At 42.2% G+C, this 20964-nt stretch carries 20 protein-coding genes; 15 read left to right on the forward strand and 5 right to left on the reverse strand.

Features of this window, described 5'->3' with window-relative positions; genetic code table 11:
- Nucleotides 1-45 precede the first annotated feature (45 nt).
- From rnk to PHAL_RS0114360, 4 genes are all read right to left on the reverse strand, one after another.
- The gene (gene rnk, locus PHAL_RS0114345) at nucleotides 46-459 is read right to left on the reverse strand and encodes a nucleoside diphosphate kinase regulator (protein ID WP_016709116.1); all 414 of its coding nucleotides are present in this window, start codon (nucleotides 457-459) and stop codon (nucleotides 46-48) included.
- Between the two features lie 177 nt (nucleotides 460-636).
- Nucleotides 637-2283, reverse strand: coding sequence for a chaperonin GroEL (gene groL, locus PHAL_RS0114350; RefSeq protein WP_016709117.1), 1647 nt, complete (start codon nucleotides 2281-2283; stop codon nucleotides 637-639).
- A 47-nt stretch (nucleotides 2284-2330) separates the two neighbouring features.
- Nucleotides 2331-2618, reverse strand: a complete 288-nt coding sequence (locus PHAL_RS0114355; protein WP_016709118.1) for a co-chaperone GroES — start codon at nucleotides 2616-2618, stop codon at nucleotides 2331-2333.
- 152 nt (nucleotides 2619-2770) lie between these two features.
- A complete protein-coding gene (locus PHAL_RS0114360; RefSeq protein WP_016709119.1) occupies nucleotides 2771-3247 on the reverse strand; it encodes an FxsA family protein in 477 nt (158 codons plus the stop codon).
- Between the two features lie 162 nt (nucleotides 3248-3409).
- Here PHAL_RS0114360 and cutA point away from each other — a divergent pair, with 162 nt between their 5' ends.
- From cutA to PHAL_RS0114435, 15 genes are all read left to right on the forward strand, one after another.
- Nucleotides 3410-3730 (forward strand): divalent-cation tolerance protein CutA, encoded by a 321-nt coding sequence (cutA, locus tag PHAL_RS0114365; RefSeq protein WP_016709120.1) that lies wholly within the window; start codon nucleotides 3410-3412, stop codon nucleotides 3728-3730.
- Nucleotides 3730-5571, forward strand: coding sequence for a protein-disulfide reductase DsbD (locus PHAL_RS0114370; RefSeq protein WP_016709121.1), 1842 nt, complete (start codon nucleotides 3730-3732; stop codon nucleotides 5569-5571). Before cutA ends, PHAL_RS0114370 begins: the two co-directional genes overlap by 1 nt.
- Before the next feature lie 227 nt (nucleotides 5572-5798).
- A complete protein-coding gene (gene aroQ / locus PHAL_RS0114375) occupies nucleotides 5799-6251 on the forward strand; it encodes a type II 3-dehydroquinate dehydratase (RefSeq protein ID WP_016709122.1) in 453 nt (150 codons plus the stop codon).
- 33 nt (nucleotides 6252-6284) lie between these two features.
- Nucleotides 6285-6752 (forward strand): acetyl-CoA carboxylase biotin carboxyl carrier protein, encoded by a 468-nt coding sequence (accB, locus tag PHAL_RS0114380; protein ID WP_016709123.1) that lies wholly within the window; start codon nucleotides 6285-6287, stop codon nucleotides 6750-6752.
- Nucleotides 6753-6779: 27 nt separating this feature from the next.
- Entirely contained in the window at nucleotides 6780-8120 is a 1341-nt protein-coding gene (gene accC, locus PHAL_RS0114385) for an acetyl-CoA carboxylase biotin carboxylase subunit (RefSeq protein ID WP_016709124.1), read from the forward strand.
- 127 nt (nucleotides 8121-8247) lie between these two features.
- Nucleotides 8248-8715 carry a tRNA (adenosine(37)-N6)-threonylcarbamoyltransferase complex ATPase subunit type 1 TsaE gene (tsaE, locus tag PHAL_RS0114390; protein WP_029216173.1) on the forward strand — a complete coding sequence of 156 codons (468 nt, stop codon included), beginning with the start codon at nucleotides 8248-8250 and terminating at the stop codon, nucleotides 8713-8715.
- 34 nt (nucleotides 8716-8749) lie between these two features.
- A complete protein-coding gene (locus tag PHAL_RS0114395; RefSeq protein WP_029216174.1) occupies nucleotides 8750-10093 on the forward strand; it encodes an N-acetylmuramoyl-L-alanine amidase in 1344 nt (447 codons plus the stop codon).
- A 16-nt stretch (nucleotides 10094-10109) separates the two neighbouring features.
- On the forward strand, nucleotides 10110-11945 hold the full coding sequence (gene mutL, locus PHAL_RS0114400) for a DNA mismatch repair endonuclease MutL (RefSeq protein ID WP_016709126.1): 1836 nt from the start codon (nucleotides 10110-10112) through the stop codon (nucleotides 11943-11945).
- A 37-nt stretch (nucleotides 11946-11982) separates the two neighbouring features.
- The gene (gene miaA / locus PHAL_RS0114405) at nucleotides 11983-12873 is read left to right on the forward strand and encodes a tRNA (adenosine(37)-N6)-dimethylallyltransferase MiaA (protein ID WP_050901589.1); all 891 of its coding nucleotides are present in this window, start codon (nucleotides 11983-11985) and stop codon (nucleotides 12871-12873) included.
- A gap of 79 nt (nucleotides 12874-12952) precedes the next feature.
- A complete protein-coding gene (gene hfq, locus PHAL_RS0114410; RefSeq protein ID WP_016709128.1) occupies nucleotides 12953-13216 on the forward strand; it encodes an RNA chaperone Hfq in 264 nt (87 codons plus the stop codon).
- A 16-nt stretch (nucleotides 13217-13232) separates the two neighbouring features.
- Nucleotides 13233-14516, forward strand: a complete 1284-nt coding sequence (gene hflX / locus PHAL_RS0114415) for a ribosome rescue GTPase HflX (protein ID WP_016709129.1) — start codon at nucleotides 13233-13235, stop codon at nucleotides 14514-14516.
- A 106-nt stretch (nucleotides 14517-14622) separates the two neighbouring features.
- Nucleotides 14623-15789, forward strand: coding sequence for an FtsH protease activity modulator HflK (hflK, locus tag PHAL_RS0114420; protein WP_016709130.1), 1167 nt, complete (start codon nucleotides 14623-14625; stop codon nucleotides 15787-15789).
- Between the two features lie 5 nt (nucleotides 15790-15794).
- A complete protein-coding gene (gene hflC, locus PHAL_RS0114425; protein WP_016709131.1) occupies nucleotides 15795-16673 on the forward strand; it encodes a protease modulator HflC in 879 nt (292 codons plus the stop codon).
- Nucleotides 16674-16889: 216 nt separating this feature from the next.
- The gene (locus PHAL_RS0114430; protein ID WP_016709132.1) at nucleotides 16890-18203 is read left to right on the forward strand and encodes an adenylosuccinate synthase; all 1314 of its coding nucleotides are present in this window, start codon (nucleotides 16890-16892) and stop codon (nucleotides 18201-18203) included.
- A gap of 145 nt (nucleotides 18204-18348) precedes the next feature.
- Nucleotides 18349-18972: a tetratricopeptide repeat protein gene (locus tag PHAL_RS0114435; RefSeq protein ID WP_016709133.1), complete on the forward strand. Its 624-nt coding sequence runs from the start codon at nucleotides 18349-18351 to the stop codon at nucleotides 18970-18972.
- A gap of 88 nt (nucleotides 18973-19060) precedes the next feature.
- Here PHAL_RS0114435 and PHAL_RS0114440 read toward each other — a convergent pair whose 3' ends face one another.
- On the reverse strand, nucleotides 19061-20932 hold the full coding sequence (locus tag PHAL_RS0114440; RefSeq protein WP_016709134.1) for a cation:proton antiporter: 1872 nt from the start codon (nucleotides 20930-20932) through the stop codon (nucleotides 19061-19063).
- Between the last annotated feature and the right edge of the window lie 32 nt (nucleotides 20933-20964).

The raw sequence follows: 20964 nt of genomic DNA on the forward strand, positions 1-20964 counted from the left end.
AGCTTTACCCAGCTTTCACTGGGTTTTCAATACTGCTAACTGGTATTAGCGGTGTAACTCACCAACTCGCTCTGGTTGATAGGTTACTTCTTTTATTTTTACTGTTATAACCCCGCCGCCAGGCTTGGGCCATTCAATTTCATCACCTTGAGATAGGCCAAGTAAGGCGCTGCCAACAGGGGCTAAAATTGATATCTTATCAGCATTGGCATCCGCATTTTTTGGATACACTAAGGTCTTAGTAAACTCTTCTTGGCTTGATTCAACGATAAAGTTCACAGTTGAATTCATAGTTACCACTGTCGAAGGCATATCTTTTGGCTCGACAATGGTCGCACGACCAAGTTCAGCTTCAAGCTCTTTTTCACCAGCGAAGCTGCCTGCTGGCAATGATTCCATTAAATCATAAAGTCTATCTGCATCAAGTGATGAGATGATCAGTTCAGGCCTTTTATTCATTGTAATGTCCTTAATTGTGTCTGATAAATAAAATTACCCCTAAGTTGTGAAGTGCCTTACAGCTTGTAAACACGACATATACAGAGGTTATTTTATTTATTACTTTATCGTTGCCCTTAAAGCTAAAAACCCAGCCTAAGCTGGGTTTTTATTTGAGCTAGATGGTTTGGGGGATGATCACATCATGCCGCCCATGCCACCCATACCGCCCATGCCACCCATATCAGGAGCGCCAGCTTCATCTTTTGGGATTTCAGCTACCATGGCTTCTGTGGTGATCATAAGACCTGCAATCGAGCCCGCAAACTGTAGTGCAGAGCGCGTTACTTTAGTTGGATCTAGGATACCCATTTCAATCATGTCGTTGTATTCGCCAGTTGCTGCGTTGTAACCGTAGTTACCTGTGCCGCCTTTAACTGCGTTAATAACAACAGACGCTTCGTCACCTGCGTTAGTGACGATTTGACGAAGTGGTGCTTCCATCGCACGTAGTGCTACTTTAATACCGTGGCTTTGGTCTTCGTTGTCGCCAGTTAATGCAGCTAGCTTGCTAGCTGCACGTACTAGTGCAACACCACCACCCGGTACTACGCCTTCTTCAACCGCTGCGCGAGTTGCATGTAATGCATCTTCAACGCGGTCTTTTTTCTCTTTCATTTCGATTTCAGTAGCAGCACCTACTTTGATCACTGCAACACCGCCGGCAAGTTTCGCCATGCGCTCTTGTAGTTTCTCTTTATCGTAGTCAGACGTTGCTTCTTCGATTTGTGCTTTGATTTGTGCAACACGACCATTAATGCCGTCTTCTTCGCCAGCACCGTCGATGATCGTTGTATCATCTTTAGTGATCACAACGCGTTTAGCAGTACCTAAGTCTTCTACCGTTGCTTTTTCAAGTTCAAGGCCAATTTCTTCAGAGATAACCGTACCACCAGTTAATACTGCGATATCTTGTAGCATTGCTTTACGACGGTCGCCAAAACCAGGCGCTTTAACTGCTGATACTTTAACGATACCGCGCATGTTGTTAACAACTAGCGTTGCCAGTGCTTCGCCTTCAAGGTCTTCAGCGATGATCAATAGTGGCTTGCTTGCTTTAGCAACGGCTTCTAATGTAGGTAGTAACTCACGAATGTTAGATACTTTTTTGTCTACAAGTAGAATGAATGGGTTGTCTAATTCAACAGCGCCTTTTTCTGCGTTGTTGATGAAATATGGCGATAGGTAACCACGGTCAAACTGCATGCCTTCTACAACATCAAGTTCGTTCTCAAGTGATTGACCTTCTTCAACAGTGATCACACCGCTGTTACGGCCTACTTTTTCCATTGCTTCTGCAATGATGTCGCCAATTTCTTTGTCAGAGTTAGCTGAAATAGTACCTACTTGTGCGATTGCTTTTGCATCAGCACATGGAACAGAAAGTTCTTTAAGTTCAGCAACTGCTGCGATGATTGCTTTATCGATACCGCGCTTAAGGTCCATTGGGTTCATGCCCGCCGCAACCGCTTTTAAGCCTTCGTTAACGATAGATTGTGCTAAAACTGTGGCAGTAGTTGTACCGTCACCCGCTGCATCATTTGCTTTAGATGCAACTTCTTTTACCATTTGCGCGCCCATGTTTTCAAACTTGTCTTCAAGTTCGATTTCTTTTGCTACAGATACACCATCTTTAGTGATCACTGGAGCGCCAAATGATTTGTCTAATACTACGTTACGACCTTTAGGGCCTAACGTTACGCGAACTGCATTTGCTAAGATGTTTACGCCAGCTAGCATTTTAGCGCGTGCGTCACCTGCAAAAAGTACTTCTTTTGCTGCCATGATTGTTTCCTCTAAATTCTTAAATGTTTGTTAAACGAAAAGTAGGTTTAGCCTACAATGCCTAAAATGTTGTCTTCACGCATGATCAGGTACTCTTGACCTTCGATCTTTTCAGCTTTTTCAACATACGAGCCGAATAACACAGTGTCACCGACTTTAACTTCTAATGCTCTCACATCACCGTTATCTAGAGTACGGCCATTACCAACAGCGACAACTTCTCCGCGTGTTGATTTCTCAGCAGCAGAGCCAGTTAATACAATACCGCCAGCAGACTTGGTTTCTTCTTCTAGACGCTTAACGATTACGCGATCATGTAAAGGACGAATGTTCATTTGTTTAGTTCTCCTAACAGTTTCTGAACAGGACAGAAAAAAGTTTTGTGTGTACCAAAGCTATTAAATCGTTTTGTTTAATAGCCTAGGATTAGTTGTACTCAGTAATGGGGGTGTTGCAGAAAAACCCAAGAGAAAAAAAGTAAAATTTTTTAATCTTTTCTCTCATACTCACCGTCAATGGTGGTTGGCTCACTCATTTTACGAGGTTCTGATTCTGAATAACTGTGTTGATTAAAAGAGGATGGCCCGTGTTGCATACCGGCACTCATACGCACAGTTGCTTGGCTGGCAAGGCCGGTAGCTAATTTATTGCGAATGGCTGGAGTTAATAACAAAAAGCCAAATACGTCGGTCATAATACCTGGGGTTAATAATAAAACACCGGCGATGATCACACATAATCCAGTAAATAATTCTTTGGCTGGCATTTGCCCTTGGGCCATTTGGGTTTGCACATTTTGCAGTGCGCCCATGCCTTGCTGTCTTACTAATTTGGCACCTAATATTGCAGTGATAACCACTAAAGCAATAGTGGCAAAGCCGCCGATCACATCGGCCACTTGGATCAATAGAGCGATTTCAACAATCGGCACGAGAATAAATAACAAAAATAAAAATCTAAACATAAGGCTCTCTAAATTGTGCTCACGTAAAGTCGTGATGAAATATTAATATGGGTGACTCGGTCTATTTTCAAGCTTAGTGAGAAAGCCACTCTGGCTAACTACACTTTGCTTTGGCTATCAGCTACTATGGGGTTGGGCAGAGCAATCAACTAAAGGTTCAATATGACGACGCATTTTCGAGTTATTTTTACAACTTGTGCAGATGTAAGTGAAGCACGTTCGATGGCTGAGCAGCTAGTTAAAATGAAACTCGCAGCCTGTGTAAACATTCTTCCTAATATAGAGTCTGTTTATATGTGGCAAGGAGACGTAAGCTATGCAACCGAAAGTAAATTAATAATAAAAACGAAATCTGAAAAAATGAATGAAGTGTTCCAAACTATTAAACAGTTACATAGTTACGACGTTCCGGAAATACAGGTCATTGACGTGGCCACGGGCAATTTAGCCTACTTTAATTGGATGGATGAGGTACTTAATTAATGCGTTGTTTTCTTTTCTTGCTGTGTGCGTTTTTGTTGTTTCCTACACAAGCTGCTAATAAAAACTTATTGAGCGATTTATTGCAGCCCGCTGAGCAAACTTTTTTACCCGTTGACCAAGCGTTTACATTTGATTTTGACCAACAAGGTAGCACCCTCTTTATTGGTTGGGATATTGCTCCAGGTTATTACCTTTACAAAAAGAAGTTAGAGATCATTGGAAAAGGGGCTGATATTACAGTTCCTGAGCTTGGTAAAGGGGTGGTTATTGAAGACGAGTTTTTTGGCAAAACAGAGGTGTTTTTTGACTCCTTAAGTGTAGTCAGTAAACTGAGTAATGTAGCGAGCGGTGGTGTAGTTAAAGTTCGTTATCAAGGTTGTGCGGAGGCAGGCCTTTGCTACCCGCCTGAAATCATCACCATCCCATTAAGTGTGATTGCTGGTGAACTAGCGACATCTGAACAGGCAGCAGACACGGCAACTGCAAGTAATGCATTGGCGGCACTTAATGCAGAGTCGCCAGCTTTAGTAACGAATGACACTGCATTAAATAACGTGCCTGAAAAAGAGTTAAACTTTACCGAAAAACTGGCTTCACAAGGCCTGCTTGCTAATTTAGCTATTTTCTTTTTAGTGGGGATAGGGCTTGCTTTTACGCCGTGCGTATTTCCAATGTTTCCTATTTTGTCTAGCCTAATTGCAGGTCAACAAAACCTCTCGACTAAAAAGGCTTTTGCACTATCGTTTGTATATATCCAAGGGATGGCAGTCACGTATGCCGCATTAGGTTTGGTTGTTGCTTCTTTGGGTGGCCAAGTGCAAGGTTACTTGCAACACCCTTATGTACTGATCAGCTTTAGTTTGTTATTTGTTTTGTTGGCTATGTCGATGTTTGGTTGGTATGAAATAAAACTACCAAGCAGCATGATGAACAAATTAACTCAAGTGAGTAACAATCAAAAAGGCGGCAATTATATTGGTGTATTCTTGATGGGCGTGTTGTCTGGCTTAATCGCGTCACCTTGCACTACTGCGCCGTTATCCGCAGCATTATTATTTGTCGCACAAAGTGGTGATTACCTCGTCGGCGGCTTAACTTTATATGTATTGAGTTTAGGTATGGGCATACCCTTGTTACTACTTGGTACATCTGGCGGTAAATTATTACCAAAAGCAGGTGGTTGGATGGAGCAAGTTAAAACCCTATTCGGTTTTATCATGCTAGTTGTACCACTTATATTACTTGAACGTATTGTTGATTTTGACATCATATTATTGATGGCGGGTTTATTGGCGCTGGCTACTGCGTTGTATTTACATCATTGGCAAAGTAGCCAAAGCCAAGGCAAGCTAAAAACAGCATTGTGGTTTGCCGCTACGTTACTAGTAATTACTGGGGCTAACTTAACGAAAAACTATCTATGGCCAACAACACTAGTTGCTAGTACCGCAAATAGCGAGCAAAAGGAACATGGCTTTAAATTAGTTGCTGACTTAGCTGAGCTGCAACAAGCAATAGAGGATGCAAGCAGTGATGGTCGCCTTGTGATGGTTGATTTGTATGCAGATTGGTGTGTTGCGTGTAAAGAATTCGAAAAATACACCTTTCCTGACACTAAAGTGCAGGGGGAGTTTGCAAATTTTGAACTGCTAAAAATAGATCTGACCGAAAGTGACGACACGACAATTGCAGTAATGGAAGAGTTTACTGTATTCGGTTTACCAAGCATTTTGTTTTTTGATACAAAAGGTGAAGAGCTTGCCGCGCAGCGTGTGACGGGCTTTTTAAACGCGAAGGACTTTGCTGAGCATTTAGTTGATGTAAAAAATAGCGCTAAATAAACATTTTTTACACAGCTGTTTTAAACGCCACTTTACATGAGTGGCGTTTTTGTTTGTGTGGTCACTTCTAGTGATTAGACCAGTATTTTGCTGCTATTTACATCGAACTGACTATAATAGGTGGTTAACGTGAGAAATAGTTGCTATTTTAGTTTTCTCCCCTTACATTTTAAGGGGGTTTCTAATCAAAATGGCTTAACTCATTATTTATAGGATTATCGCGTATTATGGCTGCAAAATTTAAACTTTTAGTTATAAATGGCCCTAACTTAAACATGCTAGGTAAGCGTGAACCAGAAAAATACGGTTCACACACACTTAGTGAGATTATGAGCGAACTAACAGAGCTTGCTGATGGTCTAGATGTGGAATTAACGCATTTTCAAAGTAATAGTGAGCAAGCTTTAATTGAGCGTATACACAGCGCTTGGCAGGCTATTGATTACATTATTATCAACCCAGCGGCATTTACGCATACAAGCGTGGCTTTACGTGATGCATTACTGGCGGTTGATATCCCGTTTTATGAAGTGCATTTAACTAATGTGCACGCACGGGAAGCGTTTCGTCATCATTCATATTTTTCTGATGTGGCGCAGGGCGTGATATGTGGATTAGGTGCAATGGGTTACTGCGCAGCACTTGAAGCGGCGGTAAATCGATTGCAAAACGCAATTTAATTTTAAACTAACAAACTAATAGGCGGGTTGTTCATGGATATTCGCAAGATCAAAAAACTAATTGAACTAGTAGAAGAATCAGGTATTGCTGAATTAGAAATCACTGAAGGTGAAGAATCAGTACGTATTAACCGTAATAACATGAGTGCAGGTCCTGCTTACGCTCCACAATATGCTCCTCAGTATGCACCAGCTCCAGCAGCGGCGCCAGCACCTGCTGCTCCAGTTGCAGCCTCTGAAGCAGCAGCGCCAGCTGCAGGCCCAACGGGTCATCAAGTATTATCACCTATGGTTGGTTCTTTCTATGCAGCTGCTTCTCCAGAAGCACCGGCATATGTTGAAGTAGGCTCACAAGTTAAAGTGGGTGACACGCTGTGTATCATCGAAGCGATGAAAATGATGAACCAAATTGAGTCAGATAAAGCGGGCACAGTAAAAGCTATTTTAGTTGAAAATGGCGAGCCAGTAGAATTTGATCAACCGTTATTCATCATTGAATAATAGCGTAACCTAATAAGGCCAACTCTTATGTTAGATAAAGTAGTCATTGCAAACCGAGGTGAAATTGCACTTCGTATCTTGCGCGCCTGCAAAGAGCTTGGGATCAAAACGGTTGCTGTGCATTCAACGGCGGATCGCGATCTTAAGCATGTATTGCTTGCAGATGAAACAATTTGTATCGGTAAACCTGCTGCAACAGAAAGTTATTTAGATATTCCGCGAATTATCGCGGCTGCTGAAGTAACGGATGCTGTTGCTATTCACCCAGGTTATGGTTTCCTTGCTGAAAACGCTGATTTTGCTGACCAAGTTGAGCAAAGTGGTTTCGTGTTTATTGGTCCTCGTGGCGATACCATTCGCTTAATGGGCGACAAAGTATCAGCAATCGAAGCTATGCGTAAAGCGGGTGTTCCATGCGTACCGGGCTCAGACGGCCCTGTATCGGATGATAAAGAGCGCAATATGCAAATCGCTAAGCGCATTGGTTATCCTGTGATCATCAAAGCCGCTGGTGGCGGTGGTGGTCGCGGTATGCGCGTAGTTCGTAGCGAAGCTGAGTTAATTAATTCAATTGCACTTACTCAACAAGAAGCGAAGCAGTTTTTTGGTAATAGCATGGTTTACATGGAGAAATTCCTTGAAAACCCACGCCATATCGAAGTTCAAGTATTAGCTGATGGTCAAGGTAATGCGGTTCACTTAGGTGAGCGTGATTGTTCAATGCAGCGCCGTCACCAAAAAGTGGTTGAAGAAGCGCCGGCACCAGGTATTACTGCCGAAGTACGTAAGTTCATTGGTGAGCGCTGTACGCGAGCATGTATCGAAATTGGTTATCGCGGTGCGGGTACGTTTGAGTTCTTATACGAAAATGGTGAGTTCTATTTCATTGAAATGAACACCCGTATTCAGGTTGAACACCCTGTAACTGAAATGGTCACTGGTGTTGATTTAATCAAAGAGCAGCTAAAAATTGCTGCTGGTCAACCATTGTCATTCACGCAAGATGACGTTGTTATTCGTGGTCATGCCGTTGAATGTCGAATTAATGCTGAAGATCCTGAAACGTTTATCCCGTCACCGGGTAAGATTACCCGTTTTCACCCAGCCGGTGGATTAGGTATTCGTTGGGACAGCCATATTTATGCTGACTACACAGTACCACCACATTACGATTCAATGATTGGTAAATTGATCACTTATGGTGAAAACCGTGATGTCGCGATTGCTCGTGCTCGTAACGCATTGAATGAGCTTGTGATCGATGGTATTAAAACTAATACGCCATTACATAAGCGCATCTTAGCAGATGAAAACTTCCAAAATGGTGGTACTAACATCCACTATCTTGAAAGAAAATTAGGGCTGTAACCCTAATTATGAAAAAAACCGGCAACTTTGCCGGTTTTTTTGTGTCAGATGATCGCCGACTCGCCTTAAAAAAATAATCTGGTATGATTAACAGGTTATCGTTTTTAATACTATCCATGAGGTAAGAATGGCGCACACTGTTGGTTTTCAACTCGCAGATGAAGCTGCAACGGTTAAAATGGGCAATCAACTTGCAGAATTAATGGAGCAAGGTGCAGTTATTTATTTACATGGTGATTTAGGGGCGGGTAAAACTACTTTAACACGTGGTGTGATCCAAGGCTTCGGTCATCAAGGTAAGGTTAAGAGTCCAACTTATACGCTTGTGGAACCTTATGAATTGGCAACGGCCAACGTTTATCATTTTGATTTATATCGCTTAGGCGACCCAGAAGAGCTGGAATACATGGGGATCCGCGATTACTTCTCTCCCACAGCTATTTGTGTGGTGGAGTGGCCGGAGAAAGGCGGTGAGTTTATCCCAACGCCAGATCTAGATATTACGTTGCGTTATGTCGGCGAGGCACGAGAAATTGAAATTAAAAGTATTAGTCCGCGTGGCGATAGTATTGTAGAAAAAATCAGTTCATATTGAATAACAACAAATAATAAAGGGTGTAGTGTTACCTATGTGTCGAGCAGTCATAAAGTGGATGTGCGGGTTTTTGCTGTTAGCAATCAGCACTAGCCTCTATGCACAAAATACTATCAATAGTGTACGGGTTTGGCCATCGCCAGACAGTACTCGTGTAGTGTTCGACTTAACGGATAAGCCAGACTTTAGTTACTTTATGCTGAAAAACCCACTGCGTTTAGTGGTTGACTTAGAAAACACAAATCAAATAAAAGATTTACCAGCGATCCCAAATAAACATCAAATTGTTAGTAAGTTACGTTATTCCAAAGCAAAAAATAGCAAAGCTGTCAGGTTTGTATTTGAGCTTACAGGGCCAGTAAAGCCCGTTATATTTGCTTTAGCCCCAACTGGGCCTTATAAAAATCGATTAGTGGTGGACTTATATGACAAAAATCAAGCAGAACCCGCTGTACCTAGTAGCAATGTTGCAGTTAAAAAGCGTGAGCTAAATCAGCAGCGTGATATTGTTATTGCCATTGATGCAGGACATGGTGGCGAAGACCCCGGTTCAATTGGTCCGTCAGGTACTTACGAAAAAGATATTACATTACAAATTGCTAAACGCTTAGAGCGCATGATTGATGCTGAGCGCGGGATGATTTCACGGATGGTGCGTAGTGGCGATTACTTTGTAAAACTCAATACCCGTACCAGCCGAGCAAGGCAGAAAAAAGCTGATTTCTTAGTTTCAATTCATGCTGATGCATTTACGAGCCCACAACCAAATGGCGCTTCTGTTTGGGTGCTATCGCTGCGTCGGGCTAATTCAGAAATAGGTAAATGGATTGAAGATAAAGAAAAACACTCTGAGCTACTAGGCGGTGCTGCTGGGGTTATTAAAGATACCGCCAGTGAAAAGTACCTAGCCCAAGCTCTGTTAGATATGTCGATGGATCATTCAATGAAAACCGGCTTTAGCGTAGCAGAGGGGATGGTGCAAGAGCTTAAAAAAGTGGCTAAATTACATAAAAAAGAGCCGCAAGCCGCAAGCCTCGCAGTGTTAAAATCGCCAGATATTCCGTCAATATTGGTGGAAACGGGGTTTATATCGAATCCACGTGAAGAGCAATTACTAAAAAGTGCTAACCACCAAGAGCGCTTAGCAAAAGCAATATTTACCTCAATCAAAAGCTATTACTTAAAAAATCCACCCGATGACTCACTGTTTGCGTCGTTGAAGTCGCAATACCCGACTAAGCACAAAGTGCGTCCCGGCGAGTCTTTAAGCTTGCTTGCCAGTCGTTATGGCGTATCAGTTAGTAAGCTTAAGCAAGTCAACAAACTACAATCTAATACCTTGTTTATTGGTCAAGAGTTAGATATTCCACAAAGCTAAAATCGTTAGGATCTCTATGAGCATTGAAATATTACCCGCGCGATTAGCTAACCAGATTGCAGCGGGCGAAGTTGTTGAAAGACCCGCATCGGTTGTCAAAGAACTGGTTGAAAATAGCTTAGATGCAGGCGCAACACGGATTCAAATAGATATTGAGCGAGGCGGCCATAAGCTTATTCGTATTCGTGATAATGGTTCGGGTATAAATAAAGACGAGCTAACGCTTGCGCTTTCTCGCCATGCAACCAGCAAATTAAAGTCGCTTGATGACTTAGAGAATATTTGCTCACTGGGTTTTCGTGGTGAAGCACTGGCATCAATTAGCTCGGTATCACGGTTAACACTGAGCTCTAAAACCAAAGAGCAAGAGGCCGCGTGGCAAGCGTTTGCTGAGGGGCGTGATATGGCAGTGCAAGTAAAGCCTACAGCGCACCCTGATGGTACGACTATTGAAGTTAAAGACTTATTTTTTAATACTCCAGCCAGACGTAAGTTTTTACGCACTGAAAAAACCGAGTTTACCCATATAGATGAATTAATAAAGCGCATTGCTTTGAGCCGTTTTGATGTATCTATTACGCTTACTCATAACGACAAAGTGGTACGTCAGTATCGGGCTAAAATGGATCCCGCACAGGCGATTACGCGGGTAGCCCAAGTGGCTGGCAAAGCCTTCGCTGAACAAGGCTTGTATATTGAGTCAGGAGAGGCGGGTTTACAATTACATGGTTGGGTGTTGCCCGTAGGCTCTGCAAATACCACACAATACACCTATGTAAATAATCGCATGATGCGCGATAAGTTGATTTTACATGCTATTCGTCAAGCATTTGAGGAAGTTGCAGGGCAAGAAGAACTCCCTGGCTTTGTTATTTATATAGATATAGACCCACGACAAGTTGATGTAAACGTGCATCCTGCGAAGCACGAAGTGCGTTTTCATCAAGGACGTTTAGTGCATGACTTTATCTTACAAGCGATTAAGCAGGTTGTAGTACCATTACAAGAAGAGTTTGTTGATCATCAAAGCTCGCAACACGGGGTGATAGAAAGCCCTCACCGTAGCGCGCCATCACAGTACGTGAGTCAGGCAGCGAATGAGTTATTGGATTACCCTAAGTCAAACTTGCAATCATTTGAAAATAGCCACAGTGGAGCATCGTCTTCTTCCTCTCGAGGTGGTGGGTATGCAGGAACAAACGGTAGAACAAACCAAGCGAATCATCATGATGTCAGTGCATTTTATCAAGGTGTCAATGAGCAGCATGCTAGTCATTTTGACAAACCAACGAGTACCCCAATCGAGTTGCCGACATCTAATCAGCAGCAAACAGCACAGTCATTAATAATACAAAGTGATGGTGGCTGCGTGTTTAAGCAACAACAACAGTTGTACTGTTCACACTTTAAATATCTATTAGTGGATGATTGGTTAGAGTTGATAGCAGAGCACGGTCACCTAGAAGGCAAAGCGTTGTTGTTACCTGTGCGAGTCAATATCAGTAAAGAAGATAGTGCGCGCTTAACGCAGCAACAATCTTGGTTTACTTTACTGGGCTTTGAGTTATTGATTGAAAAGCAATTTGTGATGGTGAAAAAGCTGCCGCAGAGTTTATATTTGCTTGATGTAAGCCAAGCGATAGATGCCTTAATAAAAGCAACGCAAGCTGAGCTTGAGAGCATTGAGGATTGGTTACACTGGCAACGAGGGCAAATACCGCAACGCTTTTATGCGAGCCAAGCATTTGCAGAGGATGTTGTGCGTTTGCAAAATAATCCACAAACAATTCAGCGCTTAGCTGCAAAAGCGGTTAAAATAGATTTAAATCATTTCTTAGTGCAATTAGATTAAGGTCGTTGAGTTGAGTAATTTACCTGTCATTTTTTTAATGGGCCCAACAGCTGCGGGGAAAACTGCGTTAGCTATTGATTTATGTCAGCATTTAAAAACAGAAATAATCAGCGTCGATTCAGCCTTAGTGTACAAAGATATGGACATAGGGACGGCAAAGCCGGATGCACAAGAGCTTGCACTTGCGCCACATCACCTAATTGACTTAATAGATCCCAGTGAAAGTTACTCTGTTGCTGATTTTCGTCGTGATGCGATTGAAAAGATTGACCAATTTCACCAACAAGGTAAAGTGCCAGTATTAGTTGGTGGTACAATGATGTATTTTAAATCATTAATAGATGGATTATCGCCACTGCCAGAAGCCTGTCCAGTCATTAGGGCTGAACTCGAGCAGCAAGCTAAATTGCATGGTTGGCCAGCACTTTATAAAGAACTGCTTGGTATTGATCCACAAGCGGCAGAAAAAATGAGTGAAAATGACTCTCAGCGTATTAATCGTGCGTTGGAGGTTTACCGCTTAACGGGTAAAACCATGACTGAGCTGCAAAAAAGTAAGCAGCCAAGTTTACCGTATACGTTCCATCAATTTGCTATTGCACCGGATGATCGTGCCGACTTACACGAACGTATAGCACAAAGATTTAAAATAATGCTTGAGCAGGGGTTTGAAAATGAAGTTTCATCCCTATATCAACGTAAGGATTTACACCCAAACTTACCTTCTATTCGTTGCGTGGGTTATAGACAAATGTGGGATTACATTGCTGGCGAAACTGATTACGATGAAATGGTGTTTCGCGGTATTGCAGCAACACGACAGCTTGCTAAACGTCAATTGACGTGGTTAAGAGGTTGGCCCGATGTAACGTGGTTAACAACGGGTGATGAAGAAAACTTGCAACGTGTTGTAAGTTCGCTAAGCTAGTAGTAGTTGAAATTTTTTAGCTTTGTTAAATGAGTTCAGCCACTTAATTATAATAACACCTAGAACGAAGGAAAATAACATGGCAAAAGGCCAATCGTTACAAGACCCATTTTTGAATGCGTTACGTCGTGAGCGTATTCCAGTATCAATCTTTTTGGTTAATGGCATCAAACTACAAGGTAAGATCCAGTCATTTGACCAATTTGTTATTTTACTCGAAAACACCGTCAACCAAATGGTGTATAAACATGCAATTTCGACTGTAGTTCCTGCTCGTGCTGTTAACTTCCAAGGTATTCAAGGAAGCGAAGACGGTGAAGAGCCAGAAGTTGGAAATTTTTAAATTAGGAGCATAATGTTTGTTTGACCGTTATGAAGCCGGCGAACAGGCAGTCTTAGTTCATATCGACTTTCCTAAAGAAGGGGATCGTGAAGATCTTCATGAATTAGAGATGTTGGTATCTTCTGCTGGTGTTAGCAGTTTGGCGGTTGTGCAAGGCAGCCGTCAATCACCACATCCGAAACTATTCGTCGGTACCGGAAAGGCTGAAGAGATCGCTGAGATTGTCAAAATCCACAACGCAGATGTCGTCATTTTTAATCATCAACTCAGACCGTCACAAGAACGCAATTTAGAGCGCGTTTGCCAATGCCGAGTGCTTGATAGAACGACGCTTATTCTTGATATTTTTGCGCAACGCGCACGTACTCATGAGGGTAAGTTGCAGGTTGAACTTGCACAACTGCGTCATATGTCAACTCGCTTGATCCGCGGCTGGACACACCTTGAGCGCCAAAAAGGTGGTATTGGTTTACGTGGCCCAGGTGAAACCCAGCTAGAAACAGATAGACGCTTACTGCGAGTGCGTATTCAAAGCATTCGTGCACGCTTAGAAAAAGTTGCCGTGCAACGTGAGCAGGGTCGTCGTGCTCGCAACCGCAATGAAATCCCAACGGTGTCATTGGTAGGCTATACCAATGCGGGTAAATCGACGTTATTTAACCGTATAACTGACTCTAATGTTTATGCTGCTGATCAGCTATTTGCGACGTTAGATCCAACCTTACGTAAACTTGAAATTGAAGATGTAGGGTCGATTATTTTAGCGGATACTGTAGGCTTTATTCGTCATTTACCCCATGATTTAGTTGCTGCTTTTAAAGCAACACTGACAGAGACTCGTGAAGCAGATTTACAGCTACATGTGGTTGATGTTGCTGATCATCGTCGCAAAGAGAATATAGAACAGGTACAATCGGTTCTTAAAGAAATTGAAGCGGATGAAGTACCACAATTGCTGGTATACAACAAAATTGATGCACTTGAAGATATTCAAGCGCGCATTGATCGGGATGATGAAGGCACCCCGATCAGAGTTTGGTTATCGGCTCACAGTGGTGAAGGATGTGAATTATTATCACAGGCTATCAGTGAGTTGTTAGCAAAGAAAATGTTTGTACATACGCTTAAATTAGCACCACAATTTGGCCGTTTACGTGCTGCGTTGTTTAATTTAAACGCAGTACATCAAGAAGACTTTGATGAGCAGGGTCAATGGTTGTTAGCTACGCGTATGCCTATGGTAGAATGGAACCGATTGAGAAAAGAGTTTGGTCCTGAAATCGACGCTTTTATTTTGTAATTCGAAAAAACTACCGCACAATGTCATTTTTAGTATGAGAACAGCGGTATTTTTGTTAGATTTAACGTAATTACCTAAATTATTTAGATAACAATGGAGTATAGCTATGGCCTGGAATGAACCGGGTAATAATGGCAATGACAAAGATCCGTGGAACAAAAAAGGCGGACGTGATCAAGGCCCACCTGATTTAGACGAGGTGTTTCGCAAGTTCAGCGGTAAGTTTGGCGGCATATTTGGCGGTAATAAACCCGGCAAAAGTGGCGGTGGACTCGGTGGAGCTGGTCTTTCATTTGTGCTAATTATTGCTGCAATTGTATGGGCATTAAGCGGTATTTATACCGTTAAAGAAGCAGAGCGTGGCATCGTATTACATTTTGGTCAGTTTGACCGTATCGCAGATCCAGGTTTGCGTTGGAAAATGACATTTATTGAAACAGTCGTTCCAGTTGATATTGAAGCAGTTCGTTCATTATCGACATCTGGCTTTATGCTAACCGAAGACGAAAATGTGGTTAGTGTTGAATTTCAGGTGCAGTACCGAGTTATTGACCCTGTATTGTACAAGTTTAGTGTTACTAATGCTGATTCTAGTTTAAAAGAAGCATTAGAAAGTGCACTGCGCTATGTTGTTGGCCATTCTAAAATGGACCAAGTATTAACGAATGGCCGTGAAGTTGTACGTCAAAATACCTGGGACGAACTAAATAAAATTATCGAACCGTATAATTTAGGTTTAATAGTCACGGACGTTAACTTTAAAGATTCACGTCCACCGGCTGAAGTTAAAGATGCGTTTGATGATGCGATTGCAGCACAAGAAGATGAAGAGCGTTTCATTCGTGAAGCGGAAGCTTATGCCCGTGAGATTGAACCGCGTGCTCGTGGTCAAGTAACGCGTATGACGCAAGAAGCTGAAGGTTATGGTGAGCGTGTTATTTTAGAAGCAGAGGGTGAGGTAGCCCGTTTTGAAAAGCTACTACCTGAATATCAAGCTGCTAAAAAGGTAACTCGTGAGCGCTTATACATTGATGCCATGCAAGAAGTGCTCGGTAGCAGCTCGAAAGTGTTAGTCGATGTTAAAGGCGGTAATAACATGATGTATTTACCACTTGATAAAATGATGGAAAAACAAGGTACAGCAACTCGTGTTGCACTACCTAGTTCAAGTGATATCAACGACCTACGCAATAAAGTTAATACATCGCGCAATAGCACTGTGAACTCAAGTTCAGACCGCTTTGGCGCAGATCGCTTTAACGACGGGAGATAAGCGCAATGAAAAACTTTAGTCTAGTTCTATTATTAGCGGCCGTTGTGTTGTCATTTTCGTCAGTGTTTGTAGTACCTGAAGGGCAAAAAGCAATTGTTATGCTCTTTAGTAAAGTACAAAAAGACGACAGTGGTGAAGCAATTGTTTACAACCCTGGCTTACAATTCAAAGTACCTTTCTTTAGCCAAGTACGTCGTATTGATGCGCGTATTCAAACTTTAGATGGCGCACCGGATCGCTTTGTAACCAGTGAGAAAAAAGACTTAATCGTTGACTCGTTCGTGAAGTGGCGGGTAAGTGATTTTAGCGCATTTTATTTACGTGCCCGTGGTGATAAGCAATACGCTGAAGCGCTACTTAAGCAAAAAGTAAACAACGGTCTTCGTACTAATTTTGGTTCACGTACCATCCGTGAGATTGTATCTGGTGAGCGTAGCGAGCTAATGGAAGAAGCGTTAGTCCAAGCCTCTGAAAGTGCTCAAGAGTTAGGTATTGAAGTACTTGATGTACGTGTTAAGCAGATCAATTTACCATCAGAGGTTAGTGATTCTATTTACAAACGTATGCGTGCTGAACGTAAAGCGGTTGCAAATGAACACCGTTCTGAAGGTAATGAAAAAGCAGAAACTATCCGCGCTGAAGTTGACCGTCGGGTAACGGTTATGCTTGCTGATGCAGAGCGTAATGCCCGTGCTGTTCGTGGTGCTGGTGATGCAAAAGCAGCTGCTATTTATGCAGATGCATACAATAAAGACGCTGAATTCTTTAGTTTTGTACGTTCATTAGAGGCTTATAAAAAGACCTTTAAAGATAAGCAAGACGTGATGGTGTTATCACCAGACAGTGACTTCTTTAGATATATGAAAGGTGCTGCTGCGCAGTAATCACTTCTTATATCTAACACAAATCCAAACCCTGTGTATGCAGGGTTTTTCTTTTAGTAAGACAGATTATTGTGAATAACTTAATGTTATTCAACCAGTTAATTTTTATTGTGAGTGATGCACTACGCGCTCGCAGAAAAAATAACCTAAACGGGGTGATCTTTGCCCTCATTATCTGGTAAAATCTCGTCCTAATTTTTTCTAAGTGAATTTACAATGGGTAAAAACGTTGTTGTATTAGGCACCCAATGGGGTGACGAAGGTAAGGGTAAGGTAGTTGACCTCCTTACAGACAAAGCATCTTTAGTAGTTCGTTACCAAGGTGGCCATAACGCAGGTCACACTTTAGTTATCGGCGGTGAAAAGACGGTTTTACACCTTATTCCATCGGGTGTATTACGTGACAATGTTAAATGTGTGATTGGTAATGGTGTTGTTGTATCACCAGAAGCGCTAATGAAAGAGATTGGCATGCTAGAAGAACGTGGCGTACCAGTACGCGAGCGTTTATTAATAAGCGAAGCATGTCCGTTAATCTTGCCTTTCCACATCGCATTAGATGTTGCCCGTGAAAAAGCACGTGGTAACAAAGCGATTGGTACTACAGGTCGTGGTATTGGTCCAGCGTATGAAGATAAAGTAGCTCGTCGTGGTTTACGTATCGGTGATTTATTTAATCCTGAGCTATTCGCAGCGAAGCTTAAAGAAGTATTGGAATATCATAACTTCACTTTAGTTAACTATTACAAAGTAGACGCTGTTGATTTTCAGCAAACATTTGATGATGCAATGGCTGTTGCAGATATTCTTAAAGCAATGGTTGTTGATGTTACAGAATTACTTGATCAAACTCGCCTTGCTGGCGACAACATCTTATTTGAAGGTGCACAAGGTACATTACTTGATATCGATCACGGTACTTACCCATACGTAACCTCTTCAAATACCACTGCCGGTGGTGTTGCGACAGGCGCAGGTTTTGGTCCATTAAACCTTGATTACGTTCTGGGTATTATCAAAGCTTACACAACGCGTGTTGGTTCTGGTCCTTTCCCAACAGAGCTTTATGATGGCCTTGAAAAGCAAGACCCAGTAGGTAAGCACTTAGGTACTGTTGGCCATGAATTTGGTGCGACAACAGGTCGTTTGCGTCGTACTGGTTGGTTAGATGCAGTAGCAATGCGCCGTGCAGTGCAAATCAACTCAATTACAGGCTTCTGTTTAACGAAGCTTGACGTATTAGATGGTTTAGAGACGCTTAAAATCTGTACTGGTTATCAGTTAGAAGACGGTACTGTTACTAACGTAACGCCACTTGCTGCTGAAGGTTACGAGAAAGTAACTCCAGTGTATGAAGAAATGCCAGGTTGGTCTGAAAATACAGTAGGTGCTACTTCTGTTGAGCAGTTACCACAAGCTGCACTTGATTACATCAAGCGTATTGAAGAAATCACAGGTGTACCTGTTGATATTATTTCTACAGGTCCTGATCGCGTAGAAACTATGGTACTACGCAGCCCATTTGCGTAATAACCAATTGCACTAAAAAAGCTGCCTAGAGCAGCTTTTTTTGTGGCTGTTTTTCAGCTTTATTACAAATAAGCCTAGATAAATTTCATTCTGGAACGATCTTTGTATAAACTTTAACAAGATGGTTTTAATTAAAGTGACCTAAATGCGTTTGTTAACTTGTTTATCAATAGTGCCGCTCTCTATGTTGTTGGCAAGCTTCGCTAAAGCGGAGGAACCGCTGACTGCCGTACCTTTATACACAGAAACAGAGCTGTTAGCACTGATCAATAAAAATGCCCATTTAGCGCGGGTAAAGGCAGATGATTGCCAGTTAGTGCAAGATATCGAAGCACGAGCCAATAAAATGGCATTGCCTTCTTATCAATTCCTATATGGCGACATGTTAGCGTATGCGGTGTGTGTTGATCGTAATGTGGAATTGGGTGTGTATTATATGCGTCAGGCAGCTCAGCAAGGCTTAGCGGCTGCATTAGAGCAACTTGGTCGTTACTATGATACTGGCCGTTTAGTGCAAAAAGACAAAGCACTGGCTATAACTTACCTGCGCGAAGCAGCAGCACAAGGTAACTTGAAGGCACAATTACGCTTAGTAAATTTGTTTAATCAAGGCTTTGGTAGTCCACGCGATTATGAAGATGCGTATCGTTGGCTCTTCCATGCCATGGTGGCAGACAAGGCAACTCACCAAAAGATTGAACGATCACTTGCTCAACTGGCGCAAAAAATGCCAGACAGCGTAGTGGCACGCGCACGTTTACCTATGTAGGTGTGAATTGAATAGCTAGCGAGTTAGAAAGGATACAGTTAGCGAGTTGAAAGTAAAAGGGCTAGGTGTAATACCTAGCCCTTTTTGTTTACTCTTTTATTTCTTTAGATTGTTTAGGCTCTTTGTTTTTACCATTGTTGGGGTCTTTTAACACCGACATTTTCGGTGGCTGCATTGCAATAATACGCTCACCTTGTTGTGGCGGTTTCTCCATATTTATCGTAAATGGACGCAGCTTTAACGGTGAATCTTCATCGCTATCTTTATCCCCATTAATAATAAATAATGGGATCGCATCAGGATTCACCTCCTGATATTTCTCCCAACTAAACTCTTCTGAAATGCGTGTGGCACTCACTTTACCGCCTTTTGCTATAAGGCTACTTAAACGAGCATATGAACCACTATCACCAAATAGTATTTGGCGAGATAAAAATGTGGCGCTGTCTTTATTTGCCTTTGCATGTGAGGTTGAAGAACGCAGTGAAAACACGTTTTTCTCATTCAATAAATGTGAAAAATACTGCACACCTAATGCGTTGTGGTGGCGATTAGGCGATAGCGCCATAACACTACGAATAGTGGTTAATGGTAGGTAGCGCTCGGCATGCTCTGACTGCGGGTTGCCATAGTAACAAGCAAGGCCGTCCATACGTGCCATTTTGCAGTTTTCCCAAGCAGGATCAGATAAATGCACTGGAATATTTTGCTCTTTTAAGCCACAAGCAATGGCGCGAGCAACATGGTTAGCACCTATTATTAAGATAGTATTAGGTGAAGGTTGGCGTACACCCAATAGTTTAGCGATTGGAATAGCCGTTAAACTTTGCAAAACCACAGTAATAATGATCACAGTAAAAATTAGCGGGACTATTTTTTCTGCGTCGGCGACGCCTGCTTCCATCATACTTAGCGCAAATACCGAGCCTACTGCAGCGGCAACAATCCCCCGAGGCGCTATCCATGACAGCACTAGACGAGACTTTATTGGCAGCTCTGTGCCAAAGGTTGAAACAGCAATACACAGTGGACGTGCAACAAACAGCACTATTGCTAAAAAGATAAACACATCAGCATCAAGCATCATTAAATCCGAGAGCTCTAAACGTGCTGCAAGCAAGATAAATAAGGTCGAAATTAAGATCATAGACAGATCTTCTTTAAACTCTAAAACAGAATCAATTTCTAAATCATCTTGATTTGCTAGCCAAATACCAAATACTGTAACCGCAAGTAAGCCAGATTCATGGCTTAAATGATTTGAAATTGTAAAGCTGATCAATACCAGCGCTAAGATGCCAAACTTATGTAATTCAAATGGTAGCCATTCACGGCGGATCAATAAAGTTGTTAACCAGCCAGCAACTACACCAATTGACAAGCCCACCCCTAAGGTTTTGAATAAGGCGATAATAGTGTGTAAAAACACTTCACCTTGACCAACAAGCATGACAGCTTCAAATACTAATACCGCAAATAAAGCACCGATTGGGTCGATAACAATGCCTTCCCAGCGCAAAATTCGGTCTATATCTTGAGTCGGCCGCATTGAATTTAATAGCGGGGCTATTACAGTAGGCCCTGTTACAACTAAAACAGCACCAAGTACTGCGGCAACACGCCAGTTTAGTTCTAAAATCCAATATGCACTTAGGCTGATGACGATACAAGTGGCAATCATCCCTATTGAGCAGAGGTTCCTGACTACCTTGCCAATACCTTTGAGTTCACGAAAGTGCAGTGTTAATGAACCTTCAAATAAGATCACTGCAACACTGAGAGAGACCACTGGAAATAGTAAATCACCAAGTAGTGCATCGGGATCTAATAGACCCGTAGCAGGCCCTAGTAGCAGGCCTGTAAGCAACAAAAATAAAATAGCTGGGACACGAAAACCCCATGCTACCCATTGAGCGAGAACCGAGCATAGCGCGATCCCTGCGATATAAATAGCTGACATAGATGATGCATTCCTTATTTATTACTGCAGTG

The organism is Pseudoalteromonas haloplanktis ATCC 14393 (genome assembly GCF_000238355.1).
Lineage (GTDB): Bacteria > Pseudomonadota > Gammaproteobacteria > Enterobacterales > Alteromonadaceae > Pseudoalteromonas > Pseudoalteromonas haloplanktis.